This window comes from Wolbachia endosymbiont (group A) of Sturmia bella, from assembly GCF_964030905.1.
Classification (GTDB): domain Bacteria; phylum Pseudomonadota; class Alphaproteobacteria; order Rickettsiales; family Anaplasmataceae; genus Wolbachia; species Wolbachia pipientis.
This window is the reverse complement of sequence record NZ_OZ034988.1, coordinates 772,369-797,936: the sequence shown is the minus strand read 5'-3', so window position 1 is coordinate 797,936 and position 25,568 is coordinate 772,369. Positions and strand designations below refer to the sequence as shown.

The following is a 25,568-nucleotide window of genomic DNA, read 5'->3' as shown; positions in this document are numbered from 1 at the left end:
AAGATCCTTTTTCATAGCTATACTACGTTATCCAGCGTCTGGGCACTGGTTTCTTGGTACTTATTCCGCAATAATTTTTTTTTCCTTCAATAAACTTTGCAGTTCGCCTTTTTCGTACATCTCGCGAGTGATGTCGCAACCACCAATAAACTCTTCCTTTATATATAATTGTGGAATTGTTGGCCAATCAGAAAACTTTTTTATAGATTCACGTATTTCATCATTCTCCAACACGTTAATATACTTAAACTTCACGTTCAATTTTTTTAGGATTGACACGACGAGTCCAGAGAATCCGCATTGAGGAAAATCAGAAGTGCCTTTCATATACAATACCACATCATTTTCTGTTATATCTTTTTTTATTTGTTCAAAATTGCTCATAAATTCACCTTATTTTTAAGTATTAGTTTCCAGTTGCAAGGCGTGTATAGACTGACCTTCCAGAGCTTTATATACCATTTTATGCTGTTCTATTTTTGTCTTTCCAAGAAAACACTTGGAGTTTATTTTTAAATGATAATGGTCATCATCTCCAGCAAGATCATGAATCTTTATATCAGCGTCGGGGAACGATTGTTTGATGATCCTCTCTAATTCGTGAATTGCAATAGTCATTGATTTACTTTAAATTACAATACTTTCATTATAAATCTAAAACGATTGAGCGCAATAAAAAGTTGCTATCATAAAAAATAGAAGCATACTATAATAATGGAATGACAAATTATGCAGGGAGGCTTTGTGGTGGGCGAAAGATTTAAATTCACATATCTATTGGTTTTGCTAACTTTTTCATTTAGGTGCTTATCTTACGATGATAAAATAAATAACTTAGAGAATGTTTACATCAAAGCTAACTATTTTGGAGCATTCTTCAATGCAATAGGTTCTCTAGAAGGAAAAGAAGATGCAGGTGACAATATAACAGAGGGGGTTTTTAGTTTTAATAAGAAGGAGCGAATTGAAGCTGGATACAGTCCTAAATATGTTCCAGGGTTTGCCGGTAGTGCTGCAATAGGGTATTTATTCAAAAATATGAGAGTTGAGTTTGAAGGCTTATATTCTCAGACTAACTTATATGATGAAGATTATTCAGATAAGAAAAAAGCAAGATATATTGAACTTCGTCGTCACAATGATGCGTCTACTGGAGCGGAATGCAATTCACCTTGGAGAAGTGGAAAGGTTGATATTCACATTCAAGAAAATTGTAGTGTTGAAGCAGAGTTCAGAGCTGCATTTAAGATGAAAAATGAAGGTTTTAATAACTTAGCTGGAATGGTCAATGTGTATCGTGATTTTAATATAGCAAAAATGCCATTCACCCCATATGTTGGTATTGGTGCAGGTGTAACTAGGGTTAAATTTCTAGGAAAAACCAGATATGCCTTGGCTTACCAAGCAAAACTTGGTATCAATCACCAACTTACAGCACAAACTCAAGCATTTGCTGGTTTACGCTATTTTGGTATCCTTGATAACCAATTTAAAGATATTGTACCAGGAATAAAGATACTAGCTGGTGAAGGATATATTCCTGCCGGTGGAGGAAGTAAAGTTGATGAAACTGCATGTGTTGAATCAACAACTGCAACCATTACCAATAGGTTTGGCATATATGGCTTAGAGTTTGGGTTGGTTTATCACTTTTAACTTTATCCAATAAATTACATATGTGAAGATAGTAAATTCAGCGTGCTGAGAACATTAGAAAGACGAGATTTTAATTGATTTTCATATTTACTCCAATCTTGTATTGCCTTTCTTGCAACACCTGAATCAACTGCGGCTTTTGCAACAGCAGGAGCTACTATAGAAATTAATCTTGGGTCAAATGGAGTAGGTATTATATATTCACGTCCATAGCCCATTTTACGACCGCCATAGACTGCAGATATCTCACCTGGTACTGGCTCACGGGCAAGCTTTGCTATTGCATCTGCAGCTGCAATTTTCATTTCATCATTTATTGTTGTTGCATGTACATCAAGTGCCCCTCTAAATATATAAGGAAAACCCATTACGTTGTTGACTTGGTTGTTGTAATCTGACCTACCAGTTGCAATTATTGCATCTGGCCTCACAGATTTTGCAAACTCAGGCCTTACTTCTGGATCGGGATTGGCAAGAGCAAAAATAATCGGGTCTTTGCCCATACTCTTTAACATCTCTTCATTTAACACATCTTTTGCAGATAGTCCGATGAATACATCAGCGCCTTTTATTGTATCAAGTAGAGAACGTTCGGAAGTATCAATTGCATACTTTTCCTTCCACTCATTCATATCCTCGTTTCTACCTTTGTATATTACTCCTTGCTTATCACACAGCACTATATTTTTAGCGCCCATGGACTTTAGTATTTCTAAACATGCAATACCGGCTGCTCCAGCACCATTCATAATGATCTTAACGTCCTCTAATTTCTTTTCAACAATATCAAGAGCATTTTCTATGCCAGCTGCAACAACCACCGCAGTTCCATGCTGGTCATCATGGAACACTGGAATATCCATCAGTTCATTCAGGCGTTTCTCTATTATAAAACAATCGGGAGATCTTATATCTTCTAAATTTATCCCCCCCCAACTTGGCCCAAGATACCTTACTGCATTGATGAAATCTTCTATATTTTCTGTACCAACTTCTATATCAACTGCATCAATATCAGCAAAACGCTTAAATAAAACAGCTTTGCCTTCCATGACAGGTTTTGCAGCAAGAGGACCGATATTACCAAGTCCAAGCACTGCAGTGCCATTTGAAATGACAGCAACACAGTTGCTTTTTGCTGTATAATCATAAACAACCTCAGGATTTTTAGCTATTTCAAGGCACGGAGCTGCAACACCAGGGGAATAAGCAAGTGACAAATCATACTGGGTAGATAAAGGTTTTGTTGGCATGATTGAAATTTTACCAGGTTTACCACCTCTGCTGTGATACTTAAGCGCTTCTTGTTTTGTGGTACTATCTAAATCATCGTTCATCATTACATCCTTATATTTTAAGCTTGTATTTTTTAAGTATATGGAGTTTTTATAAATGTTCAATTGTAAACTATTAACTTGTGAACTCTGTTGTACTTCTGTATAAGTTTACCTATTACGTAAGATGATATTACATGCTTAAAAAAAACGTGCCTAATTTGCTTACAATTTCTCGTGCACTTGCAATACCAGCAATAATATTAAGTTTTTATATAGAAAATAAATATGCAGGCCTGATAACAATATCAATCTTTGTGTTTGCGTGCATTACGGATTTTTTTGATGGTTACCTGGCGCGTGCGTGGAAAGTCCAATCAAAGTTTGGCAAGCTATTTGATCCAATTGCTGACAAATTAATAGTGGTTTCAACGATAATTATGCTAGTTTATAAGCATAAGATAAATGATTTTACAATAGTACCATCGATTATCATCATCTGTCGGGAGATATTAGTCTCGGGTTTACGGGAGTTTCTGATAGCTACAAATGTTAGTCTACCTGTAAGCAAAGCTGGAAAAATTAAAACATTTTTGCAGATGGTTGCTGTAGTAGCGCTAATAATGAACGATTATTATATGATTCAATATATAGGTGCGATTTGTTTATGGGTTGCAGCTATTATAACTATGTGGTCAGGCTATAATTATATCCTAGCCGGCATCAAATAGATTGATTAAATCTCCTAGGAAATAGTTAATAGACAAGAGTAGTTAATATCTTAGTGATATTGACTCAGAAAGCAAAAAGGTGTATAATTGTATTAACTTACTACTAATTAGGTTAATATTATGAAAATACCTAGTGGCAAATTTTCTTCTACTAAAAAGGTTCCAGGAAAGAATAAGAAAAAAAGAGATTTTGAACCATTAGAAGAGTTTTTTTGGGATTTTTGGCCAACAGTTGATAAAGAAGTCAAAAGAGAAAGGCTAGAACAAGAACTATTAGCACTAAAAAAAAGAGAGCTATATAGAAAATGTGCATCATTGGCAACAATGGTCCCATTTACATTGCTGATGGCGATTGAACTGGAAAAAACATATAGCGATCAGGTATTACTTGGCGTGATAAGTGGCGCGCTAAGCCACACTATATTACCTTTTACAGTCTTATCTCTTATTTGTACGCTATATTTAATTTACAATAATAGGAAGATAGCACAAAAAGAACGAGAGTTGGAGATTATTGAAAATGGAGAGGAAGTAAAGGAAAAAGAGCACAATATTTCTGATATAGGTCAGTGTTTGATCTATATTGAGGCTATAACAACTGCACTGGTTATTGTAGGTATGATAATGGGTGAAACATCTTCACTTGAAGCAGCAGAGGATGCAATTTTATTTCTTGCCAATGCAATTGCTTTTCTTGCAACTCTTGTTTCTTATATTGATAAGCATGAAAAAAATAAGAAAAAGGAAACAGAAAAGTCTGATCTTGATGAGAAATCTAGCAAGAAAACTAGCAATATATCTGTAGCCGGATTGGCGCTTGCTGGTTCTTCTGTATTTTTAATAAGAAGGATAATGTTAATAGCATTAGCATCGTCCTTAAATCCTGCTGTTGGACCTACTTTAGGCTTGGTAGGTATTGCAATTTTTATGGCTGTACAGGTCTTAACTATACATTCCTACAGTAAGACGCTGAAAGATCCAAAAGTGGAAGGACGAGGTGAATCAAGAAATGCAGGTAGTTCTGACCGTAGTTATAAAGAAGAAGGACCGGCTATTGCCTAAGAAATTTATTTATTTAAGTAATATTTAGGTCTATACTTTATTTTGATCGAAAAAAATCTTATGTATAAGACTTTAATCACGTGCTTTATTTTCCTAATTTGCTCCTTTACACAATCGTATGCGGATGATCTTGAAAAAACTGAAACTGAACTATATGAAGAAGCAGTTGAACTTTTTGACCAGAAAAAATATAAACAAGCTATTAGGGCATTTCATAAGATAGAGGATTTGTATCCTTTTTCTTATTGGGCAATGAAAGCAAAATTATTATCTGGGGTCTCTCACTATAATATGGGTAACTATAGCAGTGCTGCAAGTGATATGGCTGATTATATATATGTTTATTCAAATGGTGAAGATTTACCATATGTATACTACTTAAGAGTATTATCTTATTACATGCAAATTAATAAAGTGCAACTTGGACAGCAAACTGCATATAAAACTTTAGAGCTAGCCACTGAGTACATTAATCTCTTTCCAGGCAGCGAATATGTAGACGAGATAAAGGAAAGAGCAAAATTAATCACAGAACATATATCAACAAAAGAGTATTCTATCGGTAAATTTTACCTGAGGCGTGGTGAATATTTAGCAGCAATTAAGCGTTTCCAAAATATGGCAAGCTATAAGGATTCTAAATATTTTTCTAAGTCTATTAACCATTTAATAGCAGCCCATTCAGCTCTTGGCCTTGACTTAGAAGCTGAGCAGTATGAAAGTATGTTATTAGCAGAAAACCTGCAAGATGCCAAGCCAGAGGCTTGAAAATTTGCTTTAGCTTTTTCTATGCTTTGATATATAATTAGGTTTTTAACTATTTGAATATGGCTGGTCATTCACAATTTTCAAATATAAAACATCGGAAAGGCGCTCAGGATGCAAAGCGCTCTCAAAAATTTACGAAGCTGATCAGAGAAATAACAGTTGCTGCAAAGCAAGGGCTGCCCGATCCCGAACTCAACCCGCGCCTTCGCTCTGCTATATTTGCTGCACGCAAGGAAAATCTACCAAAAGATAAAATAGAAACAGCAATAAAAAATGCAACTGGTAACGTTGCTGGAGAAAATTACGAGGAAATCCAATATGAAGGTCATGGGCCTTCTGGCACTGCACTCATTGTCCATGTTTTGACTAATAATCGCAACCGAACTGCTTCTGAGGTACGTTATATATTTTCTCGCAAGGGTGGAAACTTGGGAGAAACAGGAAGTGTTAGTTACCTTTTCGATCATGTAGGCTTAATCGTCTATAAAGCAGAGGGTGTGGATTTTGATGATTTATTCAGTCATGGAATCGAATTAGAAGTATTGAATGTTGAGGAAAATGACAAAGAAGGATTACACGTTATAACTTGTGAAATAAAAGATTTTGGTAAAGTACGCGATGCCTTTTATGCAAAATTCGGAGAACCAGAACTTGCTCGTCTTTCATGGCAGCCAAAAGATCTGATTGAAATTAGCGATAAAGAGTTGATTGATAAATTATCTGCATTGGTTGAAGAATTAGAAGATAATGATGATGTACAGTATGTGGAAGGTAATTTTACTTTTGTTGATGCTGTTTAAATGATGAAGCTGATTGTATTTATGCTGCTCTTTATCTTACCGTTATATACCGCTGAAACATCAACAGATCTTGCACAGCCATTCCAGCATGGAATCAGAAAAAAAAAAGCTACTTTGACGACAGAAAGTGATAGAAAGTTGTTATTCATATCCAGTACCATAAAATCTTCCTTTTTTGCCACGGAAGGGTTGGCGCCAAATACAGTGGTGAAATTGATCAACATATATAAAGATTTCGGTGTTGATTTTAAAAAAGACATTGTGCCGAAGAGTAAATTGGAGGTTCTTTTTGAGAGATTGCCTAATAATCAGAAGACTGAAGAAAAAATTTTATATGCTTCACTGATAATAAACAAGAAAGCTATTAGTTTATATCATTATAAATCGCAAGACGGCAAAGAAAGGTATTTTAATAAAGAAGGAATAAGCTTAAAAAATGGCGAAATTTTTGCAAATCCTTTAAATGGAGATTATCGCATATCCTCAAAATTTGGCAATAGAAAGCATCCTGTTCGCGGTAAAATTGCTTTTCACAAAGGAGTGGATTATGCAGCTAAACTTGGCACTCCCATATACGCTGCTGCAGAGGGTGTGATAGAATATATAGGAAAGAATGGTGGCTATGGAAATTACATCAAAATAAAACACAAAAATGAATATTCAACCTGTTACGCGCATATAAGTAGATTTAGTGGCGATATAAAGTTAGGCTCTAAAGTAAAGCAGGGGCAGGTCATCGCCTATGTTGGTAGCACTGGTGTTGCAACAGGCCCTCATTTACATTACGAAGTTATATATAACGGCAAACACATCGATCCGCTTACGATAGCACATAAAACTGAAGTAAAATTGCCTGATCATGAATTAAGAGAGTTTAAACTATTTGTAAATAAGATAAATAAAACGATCAACAGAGAGAGTTCAAGTGAAAAAGAAGTTTAAAGACAATATGGATAAGAATACGATAAACGATAGAAATTTGAGTCAAATTCGGGCTTTTCCTGTACTAATAGCGCTAGGATTAATTTTATCGCTGCTTTTTTTGGCATATGACAGCACAATTGCACTTGGAGTTGCTGCCGTTTCAATTTTGACTTTTCTTCAAGGATTTTTTATTAATGACCCTAATGAAGCAAGAGTGATAGAATTTTTTGGTCATTATATTGGAACTTATTTTAAGTCTGGAATATGTGTAACGCTTCCCTTTTCAAGCAAATATATAGTTTCCCTAAAATTTCAGAATATTAACACAGAAAAAATAAAAGTTAATGATGCAAATGGAAGTCCAATAGAGATTTCTGCAGTAATTGTTTGGAGAGTGAGCAGTCCTGCAAAGGCGTATTATAATGTTAACAACTATCACGAATTTGTTTTTGTACAAAGTGACTCGGTAATTAGAGAATTGGCGAGCAATTATCCGTATGACAGCGAGAGCAATGAGGAATCTTTACGTAAAAATTCTGATAAAATTTCAGATGAATTGCGGTCAATGTTACAACAAAGATTAGATATTGCAGGAATTGAGATTACAGAAGCAAGAATATCGCATTTGGCGTATTCGTCCGAGATTGCACAAGCAATGTTAAGGCGTCAACAAGCACATGCTATCACTTCGGCAAGAAGGCATATAGTGCAAAATGCAATAGGAATTGTCGAGGAAGTAATAGCTCATTTTGAAAAAAACAAAAGCTTACAATTAGATGGCAAGCAAAAGGTTCAATTGATAAATAATTTGTTGGTTGCCCTAATCTCTGAGCAAGATGCACAACCGACGATTAGTTTAGATAATAATTAGCATAGAAGCCGATTGGGTTTCATAAATGCAAGTCACTATTAATTTCTTGATTAATAGACTAAATGATGTTATAAATTACACGCATTAGGGGTGCTCTAGAAAAGCTGAGAGTACATAAAGTACAACCCTTTGAACCTGATATTGTTAAAGCAAGCGTAGGAAAATGTATGTATATAAATATTGAAGAATGCTTCGGCTTCATTGCGTTAATTGCATCTCTAATTGGATTATCACCTCAAGTATATAAAGCATATATCACTAAAGTTACTCGTGATGTATCGATGTTAATGTTAGTAAACTATCTTATTTGTTCATTGTCTTGGATTGGCTATGGTCTTTACCAGAGCTCAATTTTTGTGGTGCTTAGCAATATTGCTGGATTAGTGATTAGCATAATATCAATTATTCAAAAATGTTACTACGATGCAAAACCTGCACCATGATCATGTGCTGCACTGCAGTACACAACAACAATATCGTTCTATTGTAGTGCTAAATGGAAAAATACCGAGCTCATCGTTTTTTAAACGAGATATACCTATTATTGCTGTAGATGGAGGAGCAAACAAGCTTCTATCAATTGGCGTAAAACCTGATCTTGTAGTAGGAGATTTGGATAGCGTAAATCTGGATTTACGTGCTAATTTGAATACGATATATCTACCTGATCAAGATTATTGCGACTTTTCTAAAGCAATGGCTCACTTAAAAACAGTAAAGTTATTGCCATCAATAGTAACGGGTATTACTGGAGGAGCAATTGATCACATACTACAGAATATTAACATTTTTCTAAGTACGGGCAGTATCTTTTACACACCTTCACCTCCCATGTTAGGTTACACTTTACAAAAAGGTATTACCCATTTTTTTTCTTTGCCAAAAAATACTAAAATATCTTTACTTGGTATACCGAGAGCTCAAATATCAACTAAAGGATTAAAATGGGAACTGCACCTTAGTAATCTTGCTTTTCCGGGAAAAAATTCTTGCTTTAATCGAAGTTTAGGCAATAAGGTATCCGTAGAAGTACACAGTGGTATATGTCTAGCAATGATTTATTTAGAGACAGTAGATGATGCTGCAAGACATCATGTGCGTCAAGTTAAGAAGTAAATAGACTTCTTGCATAACCCAAACTAAGTAGAAAAAAGGTATCATCCAAGTAGCTGACACTGGTTCCTTTATGACGTGTCATTCCAGTTTCAGCTACTTGAATGACAGCAGTCCTACGTCATACCGCCGCGGTATCTCTTAGCCGCTAACAAGCAGCGGGATGACGAATTGCTTAACCGTCATACCGCCACGAACCGTCATACCGCCGCAGACCGTCATACCGCGATTCATTCGCGGTATCTCTTAGCTGCTAACACGTAGTGGGATGACAAATTGCTTAACCGTCATACCGCTACGAACCGTCATTCTGCCGCGGCGCTAACAAGAGATCCCGCTAACAAGCAGCGGGATGACGGTTGTCGTTTAGCCATAAACATTAAGAAATTTACCAAATGAAAAAAAAGGCAAAAGAAGCCCCGTGGTTATTATCCGCTTTAAAATATTGGCGTTTTTTATGTTTTAAACGCTTGACAAGCGAGATTCAGCCGCTTTTAATTGCGACTAACTTACGCTGCAAATGTTTAAGAAATTTACTAAGCAGAAAAAAAGACAAAGAATCCCCGAGTTAGCTAGTCTTTTACTATCTCTGTCGAGTATTGGCATTTTTTGATGTCTTGTAACGCTTTATAAGCGCGTTCAGCTTATTTAGATAAAAATCTAGATGTAGATGAAGTTTTGTAAAGACATACAGCATCTATATACTGCAAAAAATTGAACATAAGACGCCGATACATTAAGTAATCCTTACCTTTTAATCTGCAGATTGGCGAAAGCAAATACAATAGCTTCAGTTTCATGATAGGGGAGCTGGCGGAGTTTGTCAAGCAAGTTTTTTCGTTTCTACTGAATGACAGTTGTGGCTTGGGAGGTAGTGCAAGAAGTCTATTGTATTACTGAATTATTAATAATCTAGTAATAGTGCCTGCTATGTAGCTAAAATTTTCCTTTAACTTAAGCTATATGTAGCTAAAATAACTTGGGTTTACCGACGATTTGACAAACGACAAATTCGTCATCCCGCTACTTGTTAGCGGGATCTAGAGATACCGCAGCGGTATGACCCTGACTTGCATTAGCTATGTATAATAAAGGGAATCTATGACAAAAGAATCATTGGTAAAAACTGATATAGTGAAAGTTGAAGACAAAAAGGCGGTAAGAAGCTTTTTTAAAATACTAGGTGGAGTGGCAGATGCTGTAAGATCGTGGATTGGTAACATCAGTCCTGATTTAAGCAACAGTCGCGATATCGATAGTTTAGTCTTGAAGATGAACGAGTGCTTAAATCCAAAGGGAGGGGAGGTTTCAGCACGTAAAAACGCTGTATCTCTTGGTAACTTGTACTTAAGCTTATCAGAGAAAGGTAAAATAAAATTTCTACAAACCCTGGCAGAAAAATTTAATCCGAATAAAGCGGAAATAGATGAGAAAATTAGAGAGTATAAGAAAAACCAAGATCCCGAGTTAAACTATAAATTTGAACAGGATTTAATAAAAATTCTTGAATCACCGCGTTCTAAAATATTGAAGCAATTTATTTCTTTACCAGAAGGCCTTAAGTTTATTGTTGATATGCGTTCTGACGTGCTTAAGCTAAAGAACCAATATAGAAGCTTGAATCCACTAGAAAGCGAATTAAAAAATATACTCTATACTTGGGTTGATGTTGATCTACTTGATCTTCGTCAAATCACCTGGGATTCACCTGCATCATTGCTAGAAAAACTTATAAAATATGAAGCTGTGCATAAAATTTCCTCTTGGGATGACTTAAAAAACAGGCTGGGTCTCTGTTTTGCTTTTTTTCATTACAAGATACCAAACGAACCTCTAATTTTTGTAGAGGTTGCATTGGTGGATAAGATTGCAGATAGTATTCAACACCTTTTAGATGAGTCAGTACCTTCAAATGATCCGAGTAATGCAAGCACTGCTATATTCTATTCAATATCAAACACTCAAGCAGGGTTATCTGGAATCAGCCTTGGTAATTTTTTGATCAAAAGGGTTGTAGAAAAGCTATCACAGGAGTTTAAAAGTATAAAAACATATGCAACTCTTTCTCCAATACCTGGCTTTACGAAATGGCTAAAAAACAATCTAAACCAAGATGTCACTTTATTGGGCAAACTAAATATAAAACAATCTAGTGCAGAAATTTTAGAAAGTGCAGAGCAATTAAAAATTAACGTTGAATGTATAAATGAAACTAAACAATGCATGCTTAAACTATGTGCATATTATTTACTAAAAGTGAATAATAGTAATGGGAATGCTTATGATCCGGTGGCGCATTTTCATTTAAGCAATGGTGCATCGATAAAACAATTAAACTGGATGGCGGATACTTCTGAAAAAGGTATTAGTCAGTCGGCTGGAATGATGGTAAATTATCTGTATGAGTTGCCTAAAATAGATAATAATCATGAAAACTATATGGTTAATAAAGTGATTTCCTGCTCGAAAAAAGTGTCGTCTATGTTGAAGGAGTGAATAGTCTCTTAATAAAGGATTGCCCTCACAACACTTAAAATGTAAAATGGTTCTACTTAAGTAAAATAGCCATAAATGAACAACATAAGAAATTTTGCAATAATAGCGCATATAGACCACGGTAAGTCAACGCTTGCTGACCGTTTAATAGAGGAATGTAACGGCCTTGAAGCAAGAGAAATGATCAATCAAATACTCGATTCAATGGATATAGAACGCGAACGTGGGATTACAATTAAGGCACAGACGGTAAAACTCAATTATACGGCAAACGACGGTAATCAATATTGCCTAAATCTCATGGACACCCCAGGTCACGTTGACTTTTCTTACGAGGTAAGCCGAAGCTTAGCCGCATGTGAAGGTTCACTTTTAGTGGTAGATAGTAGCCAGGGCGTTGAAGCACAAACCCTTGCAAATGTATATAAAGCTATTGACAACAACCATGAAATAATAGTTGTGCTCAATAAAGTTGATCTTCCTGCTGCAGATCCAGAAAAGGTAAAACTCCAGGTTGAGGAAGTAATTGGCATTGACGCAAGTGAGTCAGTTTTAATATCAGCAAAAACTGGACTTGGAATAAAAGATGTACTGGAAGCAATAGTAGCAAAACTTCCAGCTCCTCAAGGTGATGTAAATGCTCCACTGCAAGCAATTTTGGTTGATAGTTGGTATGACACTTACTTAGGAGTAGTAATTTTAGTGCGAGTTAAAAATGGAGTGCTAAAAAAAGGCATGAGAATTGTTATGATGTCTAATAATGCTACATATCAGATAGATAATATCGGTATTTTCACCCCTAAAAAAGTGATGACGGGTGAACTTTCAGCGGGTGAAGTTGGTTTTATAACTGCTTCAATGAAGGAAGTAGCAGACTGCAAGGTAGGAGACACTATCACTGAGGAAAAGAGACCTTGTAGTGAAGCACTTCCTGGATTTAAAGAAGTGCATCCTGTGGTATTTTGTAGCATTTTCCCTCACAAAACGGATGATTTTAAATATCTAAGGGAAGCTCTAGAGAAGTTACATTTAAATGATGCAAGTTTTACCTTCGAAGCTGAAACTTCAAATGCACTAGGCTATGGATTTCGTTGTGGTTTTTTGGGAATGTTGCATCTTGAAGTTATTCAAGAAAGACTCGAGAGAGAGTTTGATTTAGATCTAACAGCAACTGCACCGAGTGTTATATATAGGGTTACAACACGAAGTGGTGAAGTTTTGAATATTCATAACCCAAGTGATATGCCAGATCCAACGAAAATTGAAATTGTGGAAGAACCGTGGATTACCGCAACCATAATGGTTCCTGATCAATACTTAGGTGATATTCTATCTCTATGTGAAGAAAGGAGGGGAGAACAGGAGGATTTATCTTACATTGGTAACACAACAACAGCATTGTTAAGATATAAATTACCACTGTCTGAAGTTGTTTTTGACTTTTATGATCGATTAAAATCAATTTCCAAAGGATATGCAAGTTTGGATTGGGAAATTTCCAGCTATCTGGTAAGCCAAATAGATAAATTAAGCTTTTTAATTAATGGAGAGCCCGTAGATGCACTGGCTTGTATCGTTCACAAAAGTAGGGCAGAAAAAAGGGGGCGTGAAATATGTGCACGCTTGAAGGATTTAATACCACGTCAGCAATATAAAATCGCGATTCAAGCGGCAGTGGGCGGAAAAATTATTGCCAGAGAAACGATTAACCCATACAGAAAAGATGTAACAGCTAAACTCTATGGTGGAGATGTAACGCGAAGAATGAAACTACTTGAAAAGCAAAAGAAGGGTAAAAAAAGGTTACATTCTATAGGGAACGTAAATATTCCACAGAATGCTTTTATTCAAGCCTTGAAGATAAGTGATTGATCTTAAAAGACTTCTTGTATAGTTTTTGGCAACAACCGTTAGAAACGAAAAAACTTACTTGACAAACTCCGCCAGCCCCCTTATCATGAAACTGAAGCTATTTATTTATCTTCTCTGTACAGATTAAATGACAAAAAAACTCACGTATCTTGCGTCTCATGTTTAATTTTTTGCACTATGTGCACCTTATGTCTTTATCAAACTTCTACCTACATAAGCTGAAACGCGCTTATAAAGCGTTTAAAACATAAAAAAACGCCAACTTAAAAAATGGATAGTGAATAACTAGCTACCCTAGGGTTTCTTTTGCCTTTTTTTCTGTTTAGTAAATTTCTTAATGTTTCTAATTTAGATTAGTTGCGGTTTAAAAGCAACTGAATCGCGGTTATTAAGCATTTAGAATAAAAAAACGCCATACTTGAAAGTATAATGTAAGTAATTAGCCAACCACGGGGCTTCTTTTGCCTTTTTTTTCATTTGGTAAATTTCTTAATGTTTATGGCTAAACGACAACCGTCATCCCGCTACTTGTTAGCGGCTGAGATACCGCGGCGGTATGACGTAGGACTGCTGTCATCCCAGTGCTTGACACTGGGATCCAGTTGAGCTATTTCAACAAAAATACTGCATTTGAGATGAACGTTCCAGACTTATTTATAAATATAACAATTAAAGTCTGGATTCCAGCGTCAAGCACTGGAATAATATCGTTTACTATGTCTATATTACAATATTTGTGCAGTTGTGTGTCAACTACTTTTGTGGCACCGTTTGTTATTCAATCTTTATGCTAGTTTTACTAAAAATTATAGTATTTTAGGTATAATTGCAATATCTAAATTTAAGGTATAGAGATGAACCCTAGGAAAGTTTTTAATATTCTTTTTATAGTATTATTTATTTCTTTTTCTCATGTTGGGAGTGCTGCCGCTGACACTAATACTGATACAACTGCTCAAGTAATATGTAACATTATTGGCTACGTTTGGGGAATAGGCGGACCGCTTATGACCGTAGTGATAATAGGTGCAGCTTTGCTTGCGATATTTGGTAGAATGCCATGGCCAGCTCTTTTTGCACTCGGTATATTTTGTGCTGTATTTTTCGGTGCTAAAACTATCGTCATAAAAGTAATGGGTGGTATAGGCGGCACTGGAAATACTTCTTTGATGGACCAATGCGGAACAGGAGACACAAAAAAGAACTATTTTTTTCTAAAACAGACCTGATGCACGGCTTCAACTATATCTTCCACTTGCGGTAATGCTTTTTTTTCTAGATTTGCAGCGTAAGGTAAGGGGATGTCCTTGCCAGTTACACGTACAACTGGAGCATCAAGGTAGTCAAATCCTTGTTCCATAACAACGGCTGACAGCTCTGCTCCTATTCCTGCAAATGGCCATCCTTCTTCTACACTAACTAACCTATTAGTCTTCTGAATAGAGTTAATAACAGTTTGAGTGTCAAGTGGTCTTAAGGTTCTGAGGTCAATAACTTCAGCTTCTATACCTTTACTCGAAAGTAAATCTGCTGCATTTAAGGCATCCATTAATTTTAATGAAAAAGCAGTGATAGTTACATCCTTTCCTTCCCGTATAACAGCAGCTTTGCCTATCTCAAGTAGATAATCTTTGTTTGATAGCTCAGAGTCAGAAACTTCATGCTCATGTCCATAAGCTATTTCGTTTTCTAGAAATATTACCGGATTAGGGTCACGAATTGCAGCTTTAAGCAGACCTCTGCAATCTGAGGCAAAATAGGGTGCTATTACTTTTAACCCCGGTATATGCGAATACCAAGCTGCAAAGCATTGAGAATGTTGTGCAGCAACTCTTGCTGCAGCGCCATTTGGTCCACGAAATACTATAGGGCATCCAAGTTGTCCGCCTGACATATAATTTGTTTTTGCTGCGGAATTCACAATTTGGTCAATAGCTTGCATAGAAAAATTAAAAGTCATAAACTCGACTATTGGCTTTAATCCAGCAAATGCCGCTCCAACAGCAAGGCCAGCAAATCCATGTTCGGTAATAGGCGTATCAACTACTCTGTTTTCTCCAAACTCTTTCAGTAATCCTTTCGTTACTTTATAAGCACCATCATACTCTGCAACTTCTTCACCCATGATAAGCACATCAGAGTCGTTTTGCATTTCTTCTCTAATTGCTGTGCATAAAGCTTCTCTTACACTTAAGGTTGCCATTTATAAACTTTTATAGACTTTAACTAAAGTAACTATATCAGAATTACTGGGGGTAAGTAAAGTGTACAAATTAAGTTTTACAAACATCATGACCAACTCATTCCAAAAAAAAATCTTCTCACGCTTGCTGGTTTTGGTTGCTAAAAATGATTGTATTGCTTGTGTTTTTAATAATATATACTGCTAAGTTAATAATAATTCACTTGGGAATAACAGAAAAATACATGATAATTTTATATTTCAAATAGAATAAAATCCTTTTTATTGATACTGTCTTTTTTTGTAAAAAACATTCCTAACTTTTCCACCACTTTTTCTGGCTAAGGTCAGTATAACTTTTGCTTGAAATAACTGTTTATATGGTGCAATTTACAGCTTTTAGTTGCTAAAATTATAACTCTTAATTTAATAATTTTAATCCAATAAGCTTTCAGGTTAATAAAATTAAATTATTTGAGTAAATGCAATACCATGTCTTTATTTGTGGGTAATAATAAGAATAACGAAGGTTGGCTCAGCTACACTTCTATAATTTCAATTTTTATGTTTACCGTATAAAAGAAGTTTCTTCTATCTGTGTCTTCGCGTTTGAAACTAACTTTATTCTATCTCTTTCTTGTTCTGGACTTAACCTGTGAAGCGCGTAACTGAAATCTTCCTCACTCACTATAAGCCGTCTTTGCGCACCAGCGCTAATTTTTGCTTCATTCACTAATTGCTCTAACTCAGCCCCAGAATAGCCTTCAGTCTTGTCTGCAATGTCTTGGAGGCTTAGCTTTTCATCAGTTTTTGTACCTCGCATATAAAGTGCCAATATCTTTTGTCTCACCTCTATGTTTGGATTAGGGACATAAACCTTCTGACCTAAACGTCCAAGTCTAATAAGTGCTGGATCTATACCACCGATAAGGTTAGTTGCACCAATTACTATTATATCTTTTCTGCTCTTAAATCCATCTATTTCAGTTAACAACTGTGTTAAACTCTCTCGACAATGGTAAGCTGAGTTATTAGCGGTACTTCTTTTTTGTGCAACTGCATCTATTTCATCTATAAAGACTATACAAGGAGAATATTTTTTTGCTATTTTAAAAAGCTCGCGTACAGCATGTGCACCATGACCAATATATACTCCAATAAGTTCAGGACCTGAGATGCTTATGAAATTCATATTTGATTCACCTGCAATTGCACGAGCGATAAGTGTTTTACCATTTCCAGGAGGGCCATATAATATGTAACCTCTTAGTGAATTAATACTTTTATTTCCAAACAGCTTGCGCATTTCTTCTGTCATTTGGTCACAGCAAATCATCTGCAACCGTTGTTTTAAGGAGTCATCAATTATAGCATCAGCAAATGTTATTCTTTTATCATCTGAATTAGCTAATTCTATCGATATAGGCAGCTCTACTTCCTTTAGTTTGCTGAATACTTGATCATATACAAACCAAACAATAAAAAGGAGAACGACAAGTAACACACAAGGCATAGCTTCACTAACATAATGTGCAGCTAACTCATACCCTTTACTAAGCAACATTGTATGCATATAGGCAAACAAAAAAGCGATAGAGACAATAGTTGCCACGCATAGTAAACAGATTGAAATTCTTTTTAGTAATTCTGAAATTTCAATTTTTTTCATCTTAATACCTTATACCAATTTTAAACTAAGAATAATTTTATCTAGCTTACCTATTTTAGCTTGATTAGAGCGTTCAGAAAAATTATCAAGTACGTACTTTATTAAATACTAAAAACAATATATCACCATATTGTCACATACATCTTTAAAGTTTACCAAATTCATTTTCAAAAAACAAGATTTTATTATTAACCCGAATTCTGGATTAGATTTTAGGTAAATTATTGAAAGTCTTGAATTTTACTAAATTAGTAACTAGTCTTAAAATGCTTACTGCTTTATCGTAAATGCTAAAACAATAAGCTATTGATATTCTTGTTTTTTTAATCTCCAATCCAGAATTCGGGTTAAAAACGCTAACTTGTATCTTCAAGAAGTAAGACATAATAGCTCTAAAATGTCTTGCAAGGAAAGGTAAAGCTGAACGCTAACTTATGCCAGAAAAATATCAACTATGTTTTTAAAAAAATTTCTTATTTGTGTGATTTTGCGGTTTTACCCAATTATATGGGCAATAAAAACCCGTTTGCCATAGAAATAGAACTTTATATCAAACAGCTACTACAACAATTCCTGTTTAAGCCAATGAATATGTGAATAAGTACTTTAAGTCTGTATGGGCGTACTTATTCACGATATTCATTTCAGTTACTGTTGTGTAAATTTTAAATATTCGAATTAATTGCTTCTTTAAGTCTGGCATTGGCAATAACTATAATTTTACGCATAAGTGCAGTAAGCGCGACCATCTTTCTTTTACCACTATCAACAAGCTTGCAATAAAAAGTAGCAAGTTCGGACTTAGAGTTTCTAGCGGCCATAGCGGCTGTAAAAAGCTTTGAACGAACGTTGCTTCTACCACCTATAATTCTTCGGTAACCAATAGCTTTACCACTTTCCTTAGGATGAGGTGCAACACCTGCAAGACTTGCAACTTGCTTTTTGTTTAAAGAACCAAGCTCTGGTATAAGACATAATAAACATTGAGAGGTTTTTCTACCTATTCCAGGAACTGTTTCAAGAGTTTTTTGGCATTGTTGCAATTCAGGACTTTCATCGACTATTTTTTGTATAGCTTGGTCAAGCTTTTCTACCTGGCTATTAAGGAATTCAATAGTTTGTTGACAACTTTCCTTAATGTAATCATTTCCAGGAGTTTTTAGCCTATTCTTCTCTTGAACAAGCATTTTCGTAATATCGTCACGACGCTGACAAAATGCAAACAAGGTAGTTTGTTCTTTTGAGATAGGTGTAAATAGCTGCAGACGTCTGCAACGCTCAGAGCCATACCGGGCAAGTGCTTTTGCGTCCAGATTGTCAGTCTTTGCCAAAGTTCCATGAGATAAAATGAAGTTTTTAACTTGGCGAGTATTAGCACGATGCACAGCAATGTTTCTATCAATAAGAAAATACAATAAGCCAAGCTCATAACCTCCTGTAGCTTCTAAAATTACCATGGAGTTGGGCAAGATATTTGAAAATTTTTGGTAGAATTGCTTCCAACCAGCACAACTATTGTCAAATTTGATGACGCCTTTTTGTTCATTAACTGTAGTAACAAATTCAAGTTTTCCGATATCAATGCCGATAAAATTTTGATAAGATGTAATCATAAAGAACCTCGAGAGTTTAAGTTAAAATTTAAGATTGTAAACGGATGCATATATATGTCCCAAACAACTATTCAAACGTCTCGAAGGATAGGCTTGAGTACCTTGATATCTGCGTATGTTATAATACTACTGTCTTACGGTCGCTCAAGCCTGTGATAACTACTTTTTATAGAGTTATCTTCCTTCTTGTTTTTTTATATCACATTTCCGACTTACAACCGTCTTGTTTGCCTTTTTGAGTAGTATCATCTTATTTTTCCTGTAAATTTTGTTTATAACGCCTAAGATTTACGATATTTTAATCCCGGTAGAATATCTTATAAAATCAGATTATATGTTATACCTATGGAAATAGATAACTTTCAGCAATATTACAACCAAGAAGAAATGAAGACAGTAACATTAGCTCAAATTTATAAAGACTTGGTAATAAAGATATTCGATATAGCCACAAGCAAAATGTAAGCTACTATTAATGGTATTATGGAAATAGCACCAACGATACCACCTACTATACCTACTACCAGAGGTGACGGAGTAGTAAGGCTTAATATAATAAGTGGGAGAGATATAATTGATAGTATTATAGAAATTACACCTACTGTTTTCAGAAGAGATAGAAATCCTTTTGAATCTAAGTGTTCTTTAATTCCCTTAAATAATATAAAGAAAATGCTTATACACATTATAGCACAAAGTATTACTGCTGCTATTTTTATTATAGCTGCTGCTATAAGTGCTGCTAAATAAGCTATATTCATTGCAATTATCACACACCATAATAAAAAAGTCAACTCCATATGTTTAGGTTGTAAAATCCCAAAAAGCAGCCAGAATAGAATAAGCAAACATTTACGAATTGAATTTAGTGCAAACAAGGGTGTTGATATCAACCATACTCTGCAGAATCGCAATATGGTATGACTACATGCTTTTTATTGATTTGATTAACATAATCAGCAGAGAGTTTTGTTTTGCAAAAGATGTCTACAGTAACATACTGCAATTATTTGGAATTGTAGGGCTAGGTGCAATTGTAAGGCCACTTGGTGCATTCATATTTGGTCACGTTGGTGACAGGTATGGAAGGAGGATAGCATTAATAATTACTATCTTGCTAATATCGATACCATCAAGTCTCATTGCATTTATTCCAAGTCACAATCAAGTAGGTATAATTTCTACTATATTGCTTCTTGCAATCCATATAACACAAGGAATTGCACTTGGTGGTGAACAAGGAAGTTCTGTTTATCTTATAGAGCATTTATCCAGTAGGAAAGAGAACTTAGGGATGTATTTTGGAATGATGGGTTTTGGTCGCTCCATTGGCGTCTTGCTTTCTGCGGTGATAGTGATTATCTGCAAAAAAACTACTGATTTTTGTACCTGGGGTTGGAGATTGCCATTTATTTTCTCAGCTATTTTAGGATTAATTAGCGCGTATAGCATATACACATTGGGAGAAACTCCAGCATATGAAAAAAATCGAAAACAAAGAAATTTACCTGATTTGCCAATAATAGAGCTTATAAAACGCCACAAGAGAGCTCTTATACTTGCTATTTTAATATCTGTACCTGTTAATGTTGCTGTTGGATTTACCATATTTCTTCGAACTCTCGCAAAGGAAATAGCATCAGTGGATGTTTATGTAACAACATATATCAACGAAATTGTATTGATTATAACCAGTGTATTAATGCCGATATCTTCAATAGCGTTTGGAATGTTGGCTGATAAAGTTGGAAAAGAGCGCACTGCAATCTTATTTATAGCAATTACAATGGCACTGTGTTGTCCTGCGTTATCTATTGCATATTACTATAAAAATTATCTTGTGATTGCGTTGAGCGTAATGGTTCTCTCTATAATAGAAAGGGGTATAGTTCCCATAGGAATAGTTGCATCTGAACTCTTTCCTACCAATGTTAGATTTAGTGGTGTGAGCTTATCACGCAATATCTCTTATGCGTTACATGGAGGATTTACTCCTATGGTTTGTATTTGGTTGACTGTAACATTTCCTCAAACAAACCTTGCTGCTGGGCTTTATATAGTCTTCTGCTTGTTGATCAGTGTGGTAGCAATATTGCAAATAAAACCGCAAGATAAAAATTTTGATTTGTGAAAGTTCTCAGTTTTCTCTTAGATTTATACCGTAACCTAAATTAGGTCCTTAGTTTCTCAAAAAAATCCTTTAACAAAAAAGAGCATTCTATTTCTAATATCCCACCATAAACTTCAGGTATATGGCTGCAAAATTGAAATATCTTAGCACCATTTTCAATTCCTCCACCTTTTGGATTATAAGCTCCAAAGTACAATCGTTTAATTCTGGCAAAGGAAATAGCTTGAGCACACATCGGACATGGTTCTAATGTTACGTACATATCAGCATCACAAAGCGTGGGAGTTGAAAATGCTTGTCTGATCGCTAACATCTCTGCATGTGCAGTTGGATCGCTGGATATATTGTGTGCAGAAGAAATGATATTGTCTCCACTCACTATTACAGCACCTATGGGCACCTCATCATTTTTTTGAGCGAGTTTGGCTTGCTCTATGGCAAGCTCCATATATTGATACTTAAACACTAGGCACTTATTTCTTATCAATTGCTGCTTTAACGAACGACACGAAAAGAGGATGAGGAGAAAACGGCTTTGATTGAAATTCTGGATGAAACTGCACACCAATAAACCACGGATGACTCTCTAACTCCACTGCCTCTATGCACGTTCCATCTTCTGATATGCCACTGCATAGCAGCCCATTTTTTTCCAAATCATCTTTATAATCTGAATTGATTATGTATCTATGCCTGTGTCTTTCTGAAATAGTAGTGTTACTATATGCATCCATCATTTTAGAGTTTGCATTTATATTACATTTGTATGCCCCAAGTCTCATGGTTCCACCAAGATCGTCATCTTGATCGCCAGCTAACTTAACGATTGGATGTTTACAGTTACGAAATTCTTCAGAGTGTGCATCTTCAAGCTTAACAACATTACGAGCAAATTCAATAATTGCAAGCTGCATACCAAGGCAAATTCCGAAAAATGGGATATTATTTGTACGGGCATAATTTATTGCTAATATTTTACCCTCTACTCCGTCATCACCAAACCCCCCTGGAACAAGGATTGCATGAGAGTTCTGTAATTTCTCTCCTATAAGTTTTTCATTTATAGGTTTTTCTTCCTTCTCTCTTGAGTTAACCCAATTTATCTTTACTTTGACTTTATTACTAATCGCACCATGATTTAATGCTTCAACCAGTGATTTGTATGCATCAGGGAATTCGGTGTATTTTCCCACTATAGATACAGTAACTTCCTGTGTTGGGTGCCTTATGGAATGCACTATTTGATCCCATTCAGTCAAGCTTGGTTTTGGCTTACTTAAATGAAAGTGCTCCAAAATTTGCGTATCAAGCCCACATTGGCTATACAACACCGGTAACTCATATATATGACTCACATCAGGGGCAGGTATCACATTGGATAAAGAAACATTGCAAAGCTTAGCTATTTTCTCTCTTTGATTATCGAAAATTTCTTTCTCACTGCGGCATAATATAATATCTGGTTGTAACCCCGCGGAATTTAACTCTCGAACTGAATGCTGCGTTGGTTTTGTCTTTAATTCTTGCGCTGCGGTAAGATATGGTATTAAAGTTAAGTGAATAAGGATAACTCTTTGTTTTCCTAATGTGTAGTTAACTTGACGTATAGCCTCCAAAAATGGTTGGCTTTCAATGTCACCTACAGTTCCGCCTATTTCACATATTACAAAATCTAAACCTTCCGTACCATTAAAAATGAACGATTTGATCAAATCTGTCACATGAGGAATGACTTGCACAGTTTTGCCCAGATAATCACCACGCCTCTCTTTCTTCAATAACTCATGATATATCTTACCAGTTGTTATATTGTCATCTTTTGTTGCTTTAATTCCAGTAAAACGCTCATAATGCCCAAGATCCAAATCAGTTTCAGCACCATCCTCGGTCACAAATACCTCTCCGTGCTGAGTTGGGTTCATTGTCCCAGGATCAATGTTGAGATACGGGTCAAGTTTTCTGATACGGATCTTAAAACCGTGAGCTTGAAGAAGCGCACCAACGCTTGAAGCAACTAAGCCTTTACCAAGCGATGACACAACTCCACCTGTAACAAAGATAAATTTAGCTTCCTTCATTAATTTTCAAATGGAACAGAAGTAGGTTCACTTTCTTGCTTTTTTTCTAATATAATTTTCTCTGCAATCGATTTTTTATGTACGTCTTTTGAATATAATCCTGACAATAGCAATGTGTTTATAATAAACAATCCAGCAACAATAGCCGTTATTCTGCTGAGCGGGTTTTCAGAAGATTTCACTGGAATCATCGAATTGACCCCCTGTTGTGTATTACTAAAACCACTTAACGAACTACTTCCAGGCGGCTGCAAGAGCACTAAAATTACTAACACAACAACCAATATTATTTGAAATATACTTAATACCGCTACTGACATTATAGATAGGGCTGAAAATAAAAATCTTAGCAGTACAAAGCACGTAAGTCAAGAACATCTGTCACCCAAATAACTTGAAATCTAAGTATGTATTTACTGCTTACCTTATTTTGATTAACATATGCATAAGACTTTGGGCTTAATATGTATCACATTTTAAAATATAAAGATTATGAACCAAAAATAGACGAAAGTGCTTTCATCGCAGGTGGTTCGCATATCATAGGTAAGGTTGAAATAGGAAGAGATGCAAGCATCTGGTTTAATTGTGTAATCAGAGGGGACGTTGGATCAATAAAAATAGGTAATGGAACAAATATTCAAGATGGAACGGTAATTCATGTGGATAGAAACCCAGGTGGTGACACAATTATTGGCAGCATGGTAACAGTGGGACATTTTTGTGTGTTGCACGCATGCACGGTGCATGATAAGGCGTTTATTGGTATGGGCTCTACCGTGATGGACCATGCAGTTGTGGAGCCTGAAGCTATGGTAGCTGCTGCCTCACTGGTAACACACGGAAAAGTGATAAAAAGTGGGGAAATATGGGCTGGCAGGCCAGCAAAATTCTTCAAAAAAATGTCGAATGAAGAAATTAAACATATTACACAATCAGCACAAAATTATATTATGCTAATGAAGGAATATAAAAACTGAAGTTCGCGTCAAGTGTTTTACTTGACACGTACATTTCGGCTTAACCCTTGTTACTTCTTTTTCCCATTCTCATTTACTTCTTGTGCTTTTGCCCCATCTACTTGAGTACTAGGTAATACTGCATATGTAATACCACCGGCTACGAGTGCAGATGCTACTGCTATACCAATCATTACTAACATCTCTAACTTAACTGTACGTTCAAGTGCAGTAAATGCTATCAGTCCAGCAGCAAGACCCATACCAACAGTAGCAGTGTACCATGCTCCATTGCCTTGTTTTGGTTGCTCAGTTGTTTTGCTTTTATCTTCTAGTTTTCTATTTTTCTCCTCAGCTTCAGTCAATCGATTTTGTAAGTCTTTTGTTTCATCCTTTTTGGCTTTTAACTGAGCAGCAGTATCATTTGGTGCTGCCTTTAACTGCGCAACTTCATCATTTAGTTTATTTATTTCATCCTCTTTGGCTTTTAACTGAGCAGCATTTGGTTGTTTAACTGTGCTTCTAAATCTTTTATTTGTTAGTGTTGTTTTTTCACCCTCTAACTTCGTAACAGCAGCATCTGGTTGAGCTTTTAATGCTGTCATTTCATTCTCTTTCTCTGTTAACTTTTGCTGTAACGCCACAGCATCTAATGCTTCCAATTCTGTTATTTTAGCATTTTTCTCTTCTAACTGCTGCTGCAACGCTGTAGAATCTATTGCCTTTAGTTTTTCCACTTCAGCTTCTAAGTCTTGTTTTTCCTGCTGAGCTGTGTCCAATTGATCTTGTAATTCTTGTGTTTTAATTCTCAATTCCTCCTCAGCTTTCTTCTTTGCAGCTTCTAATTCTTCATTTTTCCCCTTTAACTGCTCTTCTGCAGCTTCCAATTCTGTTGTTTTAACATTTTTCTCTTCTAACAATTGTACTGTGGGATGGAAAGATAGGGCTTTTACCATAATCTCCTCTTTCCCATCGTTAAAGCCTAACAGATTTTTCATTTCTTCTAGGCGACTAAAATCTTTGCCACACTTTTTCCCAACGGATTTTACATTCATGATTGTATTATCTCCTAGTTCTTCTTGAGGATAAGAACCAGTAATATATAGTTGTTGATCATTTAGCGTACAGCCCACATAAAACTTGTCATCAATTATAGCACCACTCTTATCTACGTTTTTATACTTTTTAAATTCTTCATAATCATCTTTTTTTATAACAAGCACTATTTTATCATCGGCAACCTGTATTGTACCACTCTTTAAGCTTAGCATAACGAACCTCAATTATAATTTAACATTACATAATACCCTTAGAACCTAAGGTCAAGTAATATTTTTATCATAGCATAGAAAATTTATGTTCGTAAACA

25 protein-coding genes and 1 riboswitch are annotated in these 25,568 nt (G+C 35.5%); of the genes, 15 read left to right on the top strand and 10 right to left on the bottom strand.

The window, feature by feature from the left end; translation table 11 throughout:
* Positions 1 to 60: 60 nt before the first annotated feature.
* Positions 61 to 384: a Grx4 family monothiol glutaredoxin gene (grxD, locus tag ACQH3L_RS03660; RefSeq protein WP_006280013.1), complete on the bottom strand. Its 324-nt coding sequence runs from the start codon at positions 382 to 384 to the stop codon at positions 61 to 63.
* A gap of 15 nt (positions 385 to 399) precedes the next feature.
* Entirely contained in the window at positions 400 to 618 is a 219-nt protein-coding gene (locus tag ACQH3L_RS03655; protein ID WP_006280012.1) for a BolA/IbaG family iron-sulfur metabolism protein, read from the bottom strand.
* Between the two features lie 111 nt (positions 619 to 729).
* Here ACQH3L_RS03655 and ACQH3L_RS03650 point away from each other — a divergent pair, with 111 nt between their 5' ends.
* Positions 730 to 1,656 (top strand): P44/Msp2 family outer membrane protein, encoded by a 927-nt coding sequence (locus tag ACQH3L_RS03650; protein ID WP_425384617.1) that lies wholly within the window; start codon positions 730 to 732, stop codon positions 1,654 to 1,656.
* A gap of 14 nt (positions 1,657 to 1,670) precedes the next feature.
* Here the strand turns inward: ACQH3L_RS03650 and ACQH3L_RS03645 are convergent, their stop codons facing one another.
* Positions 1,671 to 2,993, bottom strand: a complete 1,323-nt coding sequence (locus ACQH3L_RS03645) for a malic enzyme-like NAD(P)-binding protein (RefSeq protein ID WP_425385011.1) — start codon at positions 2,991 to 2,993, stop codon at positions 1,671 to 1,673.
* Between the two features lie 134 nt (positions 2,994 to 3,127).
* Between ACQH3L_RS03645 and pgsA the strand changes: the two genes are divergently transcribed.
* The 11 genes from pgsA to ACQH3L_RS03590 all read left to right on the top strand — a co-directional run bounded on the left by pgsA (position 3,128) and on the right by ACQH3L_RS03590 (position 14,796).
* Complete coding sequence (gene pgsA / locus ACQH3L_RS03640; RefSeq protein ID WP_425384616.1) at positions 3,128 to 3,661, top strand: CDP-diacylglycerol--glycerol-3-phosphate 3-phosphatidyltransferase; 534 nt, start codon at positions 3,128 to 3,130, stop codon at positions 3,659 to 3,661.
* 120 nt (positions 3,662 to 3,781) lie between these two features.
* On the top strand, positions 3,782 to 4,723 hold the full coding sequence (locus ACQH3L_RS03635) for a hypothetical protein (protein ID WP_010962628.1): 942 nt from the start codon (positions 3,782 to 3,784) through the stop codon (positions 4,721 to 4,723).
* Positions 4,724 to 4,783: 60 nt separating this feature from the next.
* Entirely contained in the window at positions 4,784 to 5,491 is a 708-nt protein-coding gene (locus ACQH3L_RS03630) for an outer membrane protein assembly factor BamD (RefSeq protein ID WP_010962627.1), read from the top strand.
* A gap of 59 nt (positions 5,492 to 5,550) precedes the next feature.
* The gene (locus tag ACQH3L_RS03625; RefSeq protein WP_425384615.1) at positions 5,551 to 6,291 is read left to right on the top strand and encodes a YebC/PmpR family DNA-binding transcriptional regulator; all 741 of its coding nucleotides are present in this window, start codon (positions 5,551 to 5,553) and stop codon (positions 6,289 to 6,291) included.
* Positions 6,292 to 6,294: 3 nt separating this feature from the next.
* Positions 6,295 to 7,233: a M23 family metallopeptidase gene (locus ACQH3L_RS03620; protein ID WP_038198862.1), complete on the top strand. Its 939-nt coding sequence runs from the start codon at positions 6,295 to 6,297 to the stop codon at positions 7,231 to 7,233.
* A 7-nt stretch (positions 7,234 to 7,240) separates the two neighbouring features.
* Positions 7,241 to 8,086, top strand: coding sequence for an SPFH domain-containing protein (locus ACQH3L_RS03615; RefSeq protein ID WP_010962624.1), 846 nt, complete (start codon positions 7,241 to 7,243; stop codon positions 8,084 to 8,086).
* Positions 8,087 to 8,162: 76 nt separating this feature from the next.
* A riboswitch (TPP riboswitch) is annotated at positions 8,163 to 8,265 on the top strand.
* Positions 8,254 to 8,529, top strand: coding sequence for a SemiSWEET family sugar transporter (locus ACQH3L_RS03610; RefSeq protein ID WP_006280002.1), 276 nt, complete (start codon positions 8,254 to 8,256; stop codon positions 8,527 to 8,529). It overlaps the preceding riboswitch by 12 nt.
* Positions 8,510 to 9,202: a thiamine diphosphokinase gene (locus ACQH3L_RS03605; protein WP_425384614.1), complete on the top strand. Its 693-nt coding sequence runs from the start codon at positions 8,510 to 8,512 to the stop codon at positions 9,200 to 9,202. Before ACQH3L_RS03610 ends, ACQH3L_RS03605 begins: the two co-directional genes overlap by 20 nt.
* 1,098 nt (positions 9,203 to 10,300) lie before the next feature.
* Complete coding sequence (locus ACQH3L_RS03600) at positions 10,301 to 11,695, top strand: malonyl-CoA decarboxylase (RefSeq protein WP_038198837.1); 1,395 nt, start codon at positions 10,301 to 10,303, stop codon at positions 11,693 to 11,695.
* A gap of 75 nt (positions 11,696 to 11,770) precedes the next feature.
* The gene (gene lepA / locus ACQH3L_RS03595) at positions 11,771 to 13,567 is read left to right on the top strand and encodes a translation elongation factor 4 (RefSeq protein WP_010082651.1); all 1,797 of its coding nucleotides are present in this window, start codon (positions 11,771 to 11,773) and stop codon (positions 13,565 to 13,567) included.
* A gap of 854 nt (positions 13,568 to 14,421) precedes the next feature.
* Positions 14,422 to 14,796: a TrbC/VirB2 family protein gene (locus ACQH3L_RS03590; RefSeq protein ID WP_006279664.1), complete on the top strand. Its 375-nt coding sequence runs from the start codon at positions 14,422 to 14,424 to the stop codon at positions 14,794 to 14,796.
* Here the strand turns inward: ACQH3L_RS03590 and ACQH3L_RS03585 are convergent.
* From ACQH3L_RS03585 to ACQH3L_RS03575, 3 genes are all read right to left on the bottom strand, one after another.
* Positions 14,772 to 15,770 (bottom strand): pyruvate dehydrogenase complex E1 component subunit beta, encoded by a 999-nt coding sequence (locus ACQH3L_RS03585; protein WP_010082654.1) that lies wholly within the window; start codon positions 15,768 to 15,770, stop codon positions 14,772 to 14,774. The genes ACQH3L_RS03590 and ACQH3L_RS03585 overlap by 25 nt on opposite strands.
* 547 nt (positions 15,771 to 16,317) lie before the next feature.
* Positions 16,318 to 17,313: an ATP-binding protein gene (locus ACQH3L_RS03580; RefSeq protein ID WP_425384613.1), complete on the bottom strand. Its 996-nt coding sequence runs from the start codon at positions 17,311 to 17,313 to the stop codon at positions 16,318 to 16,320.
* A 770-nt stretch (positions 17,314 to 18,083) separates the two neighbouring features.
* On the bottom strand, positions 18,084 to 19,031 hold the full coding sequence (locus tag ACQH3L_RS03575; RefSeq protein ID WP_425384612.1) for an IS110 family transposase: 948 nt from the start codon (positions 19,029 to 19,031) through the stop codon (positions 18,084 to 18,086).
* Positions 19,032 to 19,514: 483 nt separating this feature from the next.
* Between ACQH3L_RS03575 and ACQH3L_RS03570 the strand changes: the two genes are divergently transcribed.
* Together ACQH3L_RS03570 and ACQH3L_RS03565 are read left to right on the top strand one after the other, a co-directional pair.
* Positions 19,515 to 19,781, top strand: coding sequence for a hypothetical protein (locus tag ACQH3L_RS03570; RefSeq protein ID WP_038198831.1), 267 nt, complete (start codon positions 19,515 to 19,517; stop codon positions 19,779 to 19,781).
* 178 nt (positions 19,782 to 19,959) lie between these two features.
* Positions 19,960 to 21,162, top strand: coding sequence for an MFS transporter (locus ACQH3L_RS03565; protein ID WP_244226872.1), 1,203 nt, complete (start codon positions 19,960 to 19,962; stop codon positions 21,160 to 21,162).
* 40 nt (positions 21,163 to 21,202) lie between these two features.
* On the opposite strand, the gene ACQH3L_RS03560 is transcribed toward ACQH3L_RS03565, so the two are convergent.
* The 3 genes from ACQH3L_RS03560 to secG are packed head-to-tail and all read right to left on the bottom strand — an operon-like array spanning position 21,203 to position 23,560.
* Positions 21,203 to 21,610, bottom strand: a complete 408-nt coding sequence (locus ACQH3L_RS03560; RefSeq protein WP_010962617.1) for a nucleoside deaminase — start codon at positions 21,608 to 21,610, stop codon at positions 21,203 to 21,205.
* Positions 21,611 to 21,635: 25 nt separating this feature from the next.
* Positions 21,636 to 23,240, bottom strand: coding sequence for a CTP synthase (locus tag ACQH3L_RS03555; RefSeq protein WP_015588967.1), 1,605 nt, complete (start codon positions 23,238 to 23,240; stop codon positions 21,636 to 21,638).
* Positions 23,240 to 23,560 (bottom strand): preprotein translocase subunit SecG, encoded by a 321-nt coding sequence (gene secG / locus ACQH3L_RS03550; RefSeq protein ID WP_010962615.1) that lies wholly within the window; start codon positions 23,558 to 23,560, stop codon positions 23,240 to 23,242. The genes ACQH3L_RS03555 and secG overlap by 1 nt, the downstream gene beginning before the upstream one ends.
* Positions 23,561 to 23,704: 144 nt before the next feature.
* Between secG and ACQH3L_RS03545 the strand changes: the two genes are divergently transcribed.
* Entirely contained in the window at positions 23,705 to 24,220 is a 516-nt protein-coding gene (locus tag ACQH3L_RS03545) for a gamma carbonic anhydrase family protein (RefSeq protein ID WP_425384611.1), read from the top strand.
* Between the two features lie 50 nt (positions 24,221 to 24,270).
* Here the strand turns inward: ACQH3L_RS03545 and ACQH3L_RS03540 are convergent, their stop codons facing one another.
* On the bottom strand, positions 24,271 to 25,470 hold the full coding sequence (locus ACQH3L_RS03540) for a hypothetical protein (RefSeq protein ID WP_425384610.1): 1,200 nt from the start codon (positions 25,468 to 25,470) through the stop codon (positions 24,271 to 24,273).
* Positions 25,471 to 25,568 lie beyond the last annotated feature (98 nt).

Coding starts and splice junctions, on each gene's coding strand:
- grxD (WP_006280013.1), bottom strand. CDS start 384: ATGAGCAATTTTGAACAAATAAAAAAAGATATAACAGAAAATGATGTG.
- ACQH3L_RS03655 (WP_006280012.1), bottom strand. CDS start 618: ATGACTATTGCAATTCACGAATTAGAGAGGATCATCAAACAATCGTTC.
- ACQH3L_RS03650 (WP_425384617.1), top strand. CDS start 730: ATGCAGGGAGGCTTTGTGGTGGGCGAAAGATTTAAATTCACATATCTA.
- ACQH3L_RS03645 (WP_425385011.1), bottom strand. CDS start 2,993: ATGAACGATGATTTAGATAGTACCACAAAACAAGAAGCGCTTAAGTAT.
- pgsA (WP_425384616.1), top strand. CDS start 3,128: ATGCTTAAAAAAAACGTGCCTAATTTGCTTACAATTTCTCGTGCACTT.
- ACQH3L_RS03635 (WP_010962628.1), top strand. CDS start 3,782: ATGAAAATACCTAGTGGCAAATTTTCTTCTACTAAAAAGGTTCCAGGA.
- ACQH3L_RS03630 (WP_010962627.1), top strand. CDS start 4,784: ATGTATAAGACTTTAATCACGTGCTTTATTTTCCTAATTTGCTCCTTT.
- ACQH3L_RS03625 (WP_425384615.1), top strand. CDS start 5,551: ATGGCTGGTCATTCACAATTTTCAAATATAAAACATCGGAAAGGCGCT.
- ACQH3L_RS03620 (WP_038198862.1), top strand. CDS start 6,295: ATGAAGCTGATTGTATTTATGCTGCTCTTTATCTTACCGTTATATACC.
- ACQH3L_RS03615 (WP_010962624.1), top strand. CDS start 7,241: ATGGATAAGAATACGATAAACGATAGAAATTTGAGTCAAATTCGGGCT.
- ACQH3L_RS03610 (WP_006280002.1), top strand. CDS start 8,254: ATGTATATAAATATTGAAGAATGCTTCGGCTTCATTGCGTTAATTGCA.
- ACQH3L_RS03605 (WP_425384614.1), top strand. CDS start 8,510: ATGCAAAACCTGCACCATGATCATGTGCTGCACTGCAGTACACAACAA.
- ACQH3L_RS03600 (WP_038198837.1), top strand. CDS start 10,301: ATGACAAAAGAATCATTGGTAAAAACTGATATAGTGAAAGTTGAAGAC.
- lepA (WP_010082651.1), top strand. CDS start 11,771: ATGAACAACATAAGAAATTTTGCAATAATAGCGCATATAGACCACGGT.
- ACQH3L_RS03590 (WP_006279664.1), top strand. CDS start 14,422: ATGAACCCTAGGAAAGTTTTTAATATTCTTTTTATAGTATTATTTATT.
- ACQH3L_RS03585 (WP_010082654.1), bottom strand. CDS start 15,770: ATGGCAACCTTAAGTGTAAGAGAAGCTTTATGCACAGCAATTAGAGAA.
- ACQH3L_RS03580 (WP_425384613.1), bottom strand. CDS start 17,313: ATGTTGCTTAGTAAAGGGTATGAGTTAGCTGCACATTATGTTAGTGAA.
- ACQH3L_RS03575 (WP_425384612.1), bottom strand. CDS start 19,031: ATGATTACATCTTATCAAAATTTTATCGGCATTGATATCGGAAAACTT.
- ACQH3L_RS03570 (WP_038198831.1), top strand. CDS start 19,515: ATGGAAATAGCACCAACGATACCACCTACTATACCTACTACCAGAGGT.
- ACQH3L_RS03565 (WP_244226872.1), top strand. CDS start 19,960: ATGCTTTTTATTGATTTGATTAACATAATCAGCAGAGAGTTTTGTTTT.
- ACQH3L_RS03560 (WP_010962617.1), bottom strand. CDS start 21,610: ATGGAGCTTGCCATAGAGCAAGCCAAACTCGCTCAAAAAAATGATGAG.
- ACQH3L_RS03555 (WP_015588967.1), bottom strand. CDS start 23,240: ATGAAGGAAGCTAAATTTATCTTTGTTACAGGTGGAGTTGTGTCATCG.
- secG (WP_010962615.1), bottom strand. CDS start 23,560: ATGTCAGTAGCGGTATTAAGTATATTTCAAATAATATTGGTTGTTGTG.
- ACQH3L_RS03545 (WP_425384611.1), top strand. CDS start 23,705: ATGTATCACATTTTAAAATATAAAGATTATGAACCAAAAATAGACGAA.
- ACQH3L_RS03540 (WP_425384610.1), bottom strand. CDS start 25,470: ATGCTAAGCTTAAAGAGTGGTACAATACAGGTTGCCGATGATAAAATA.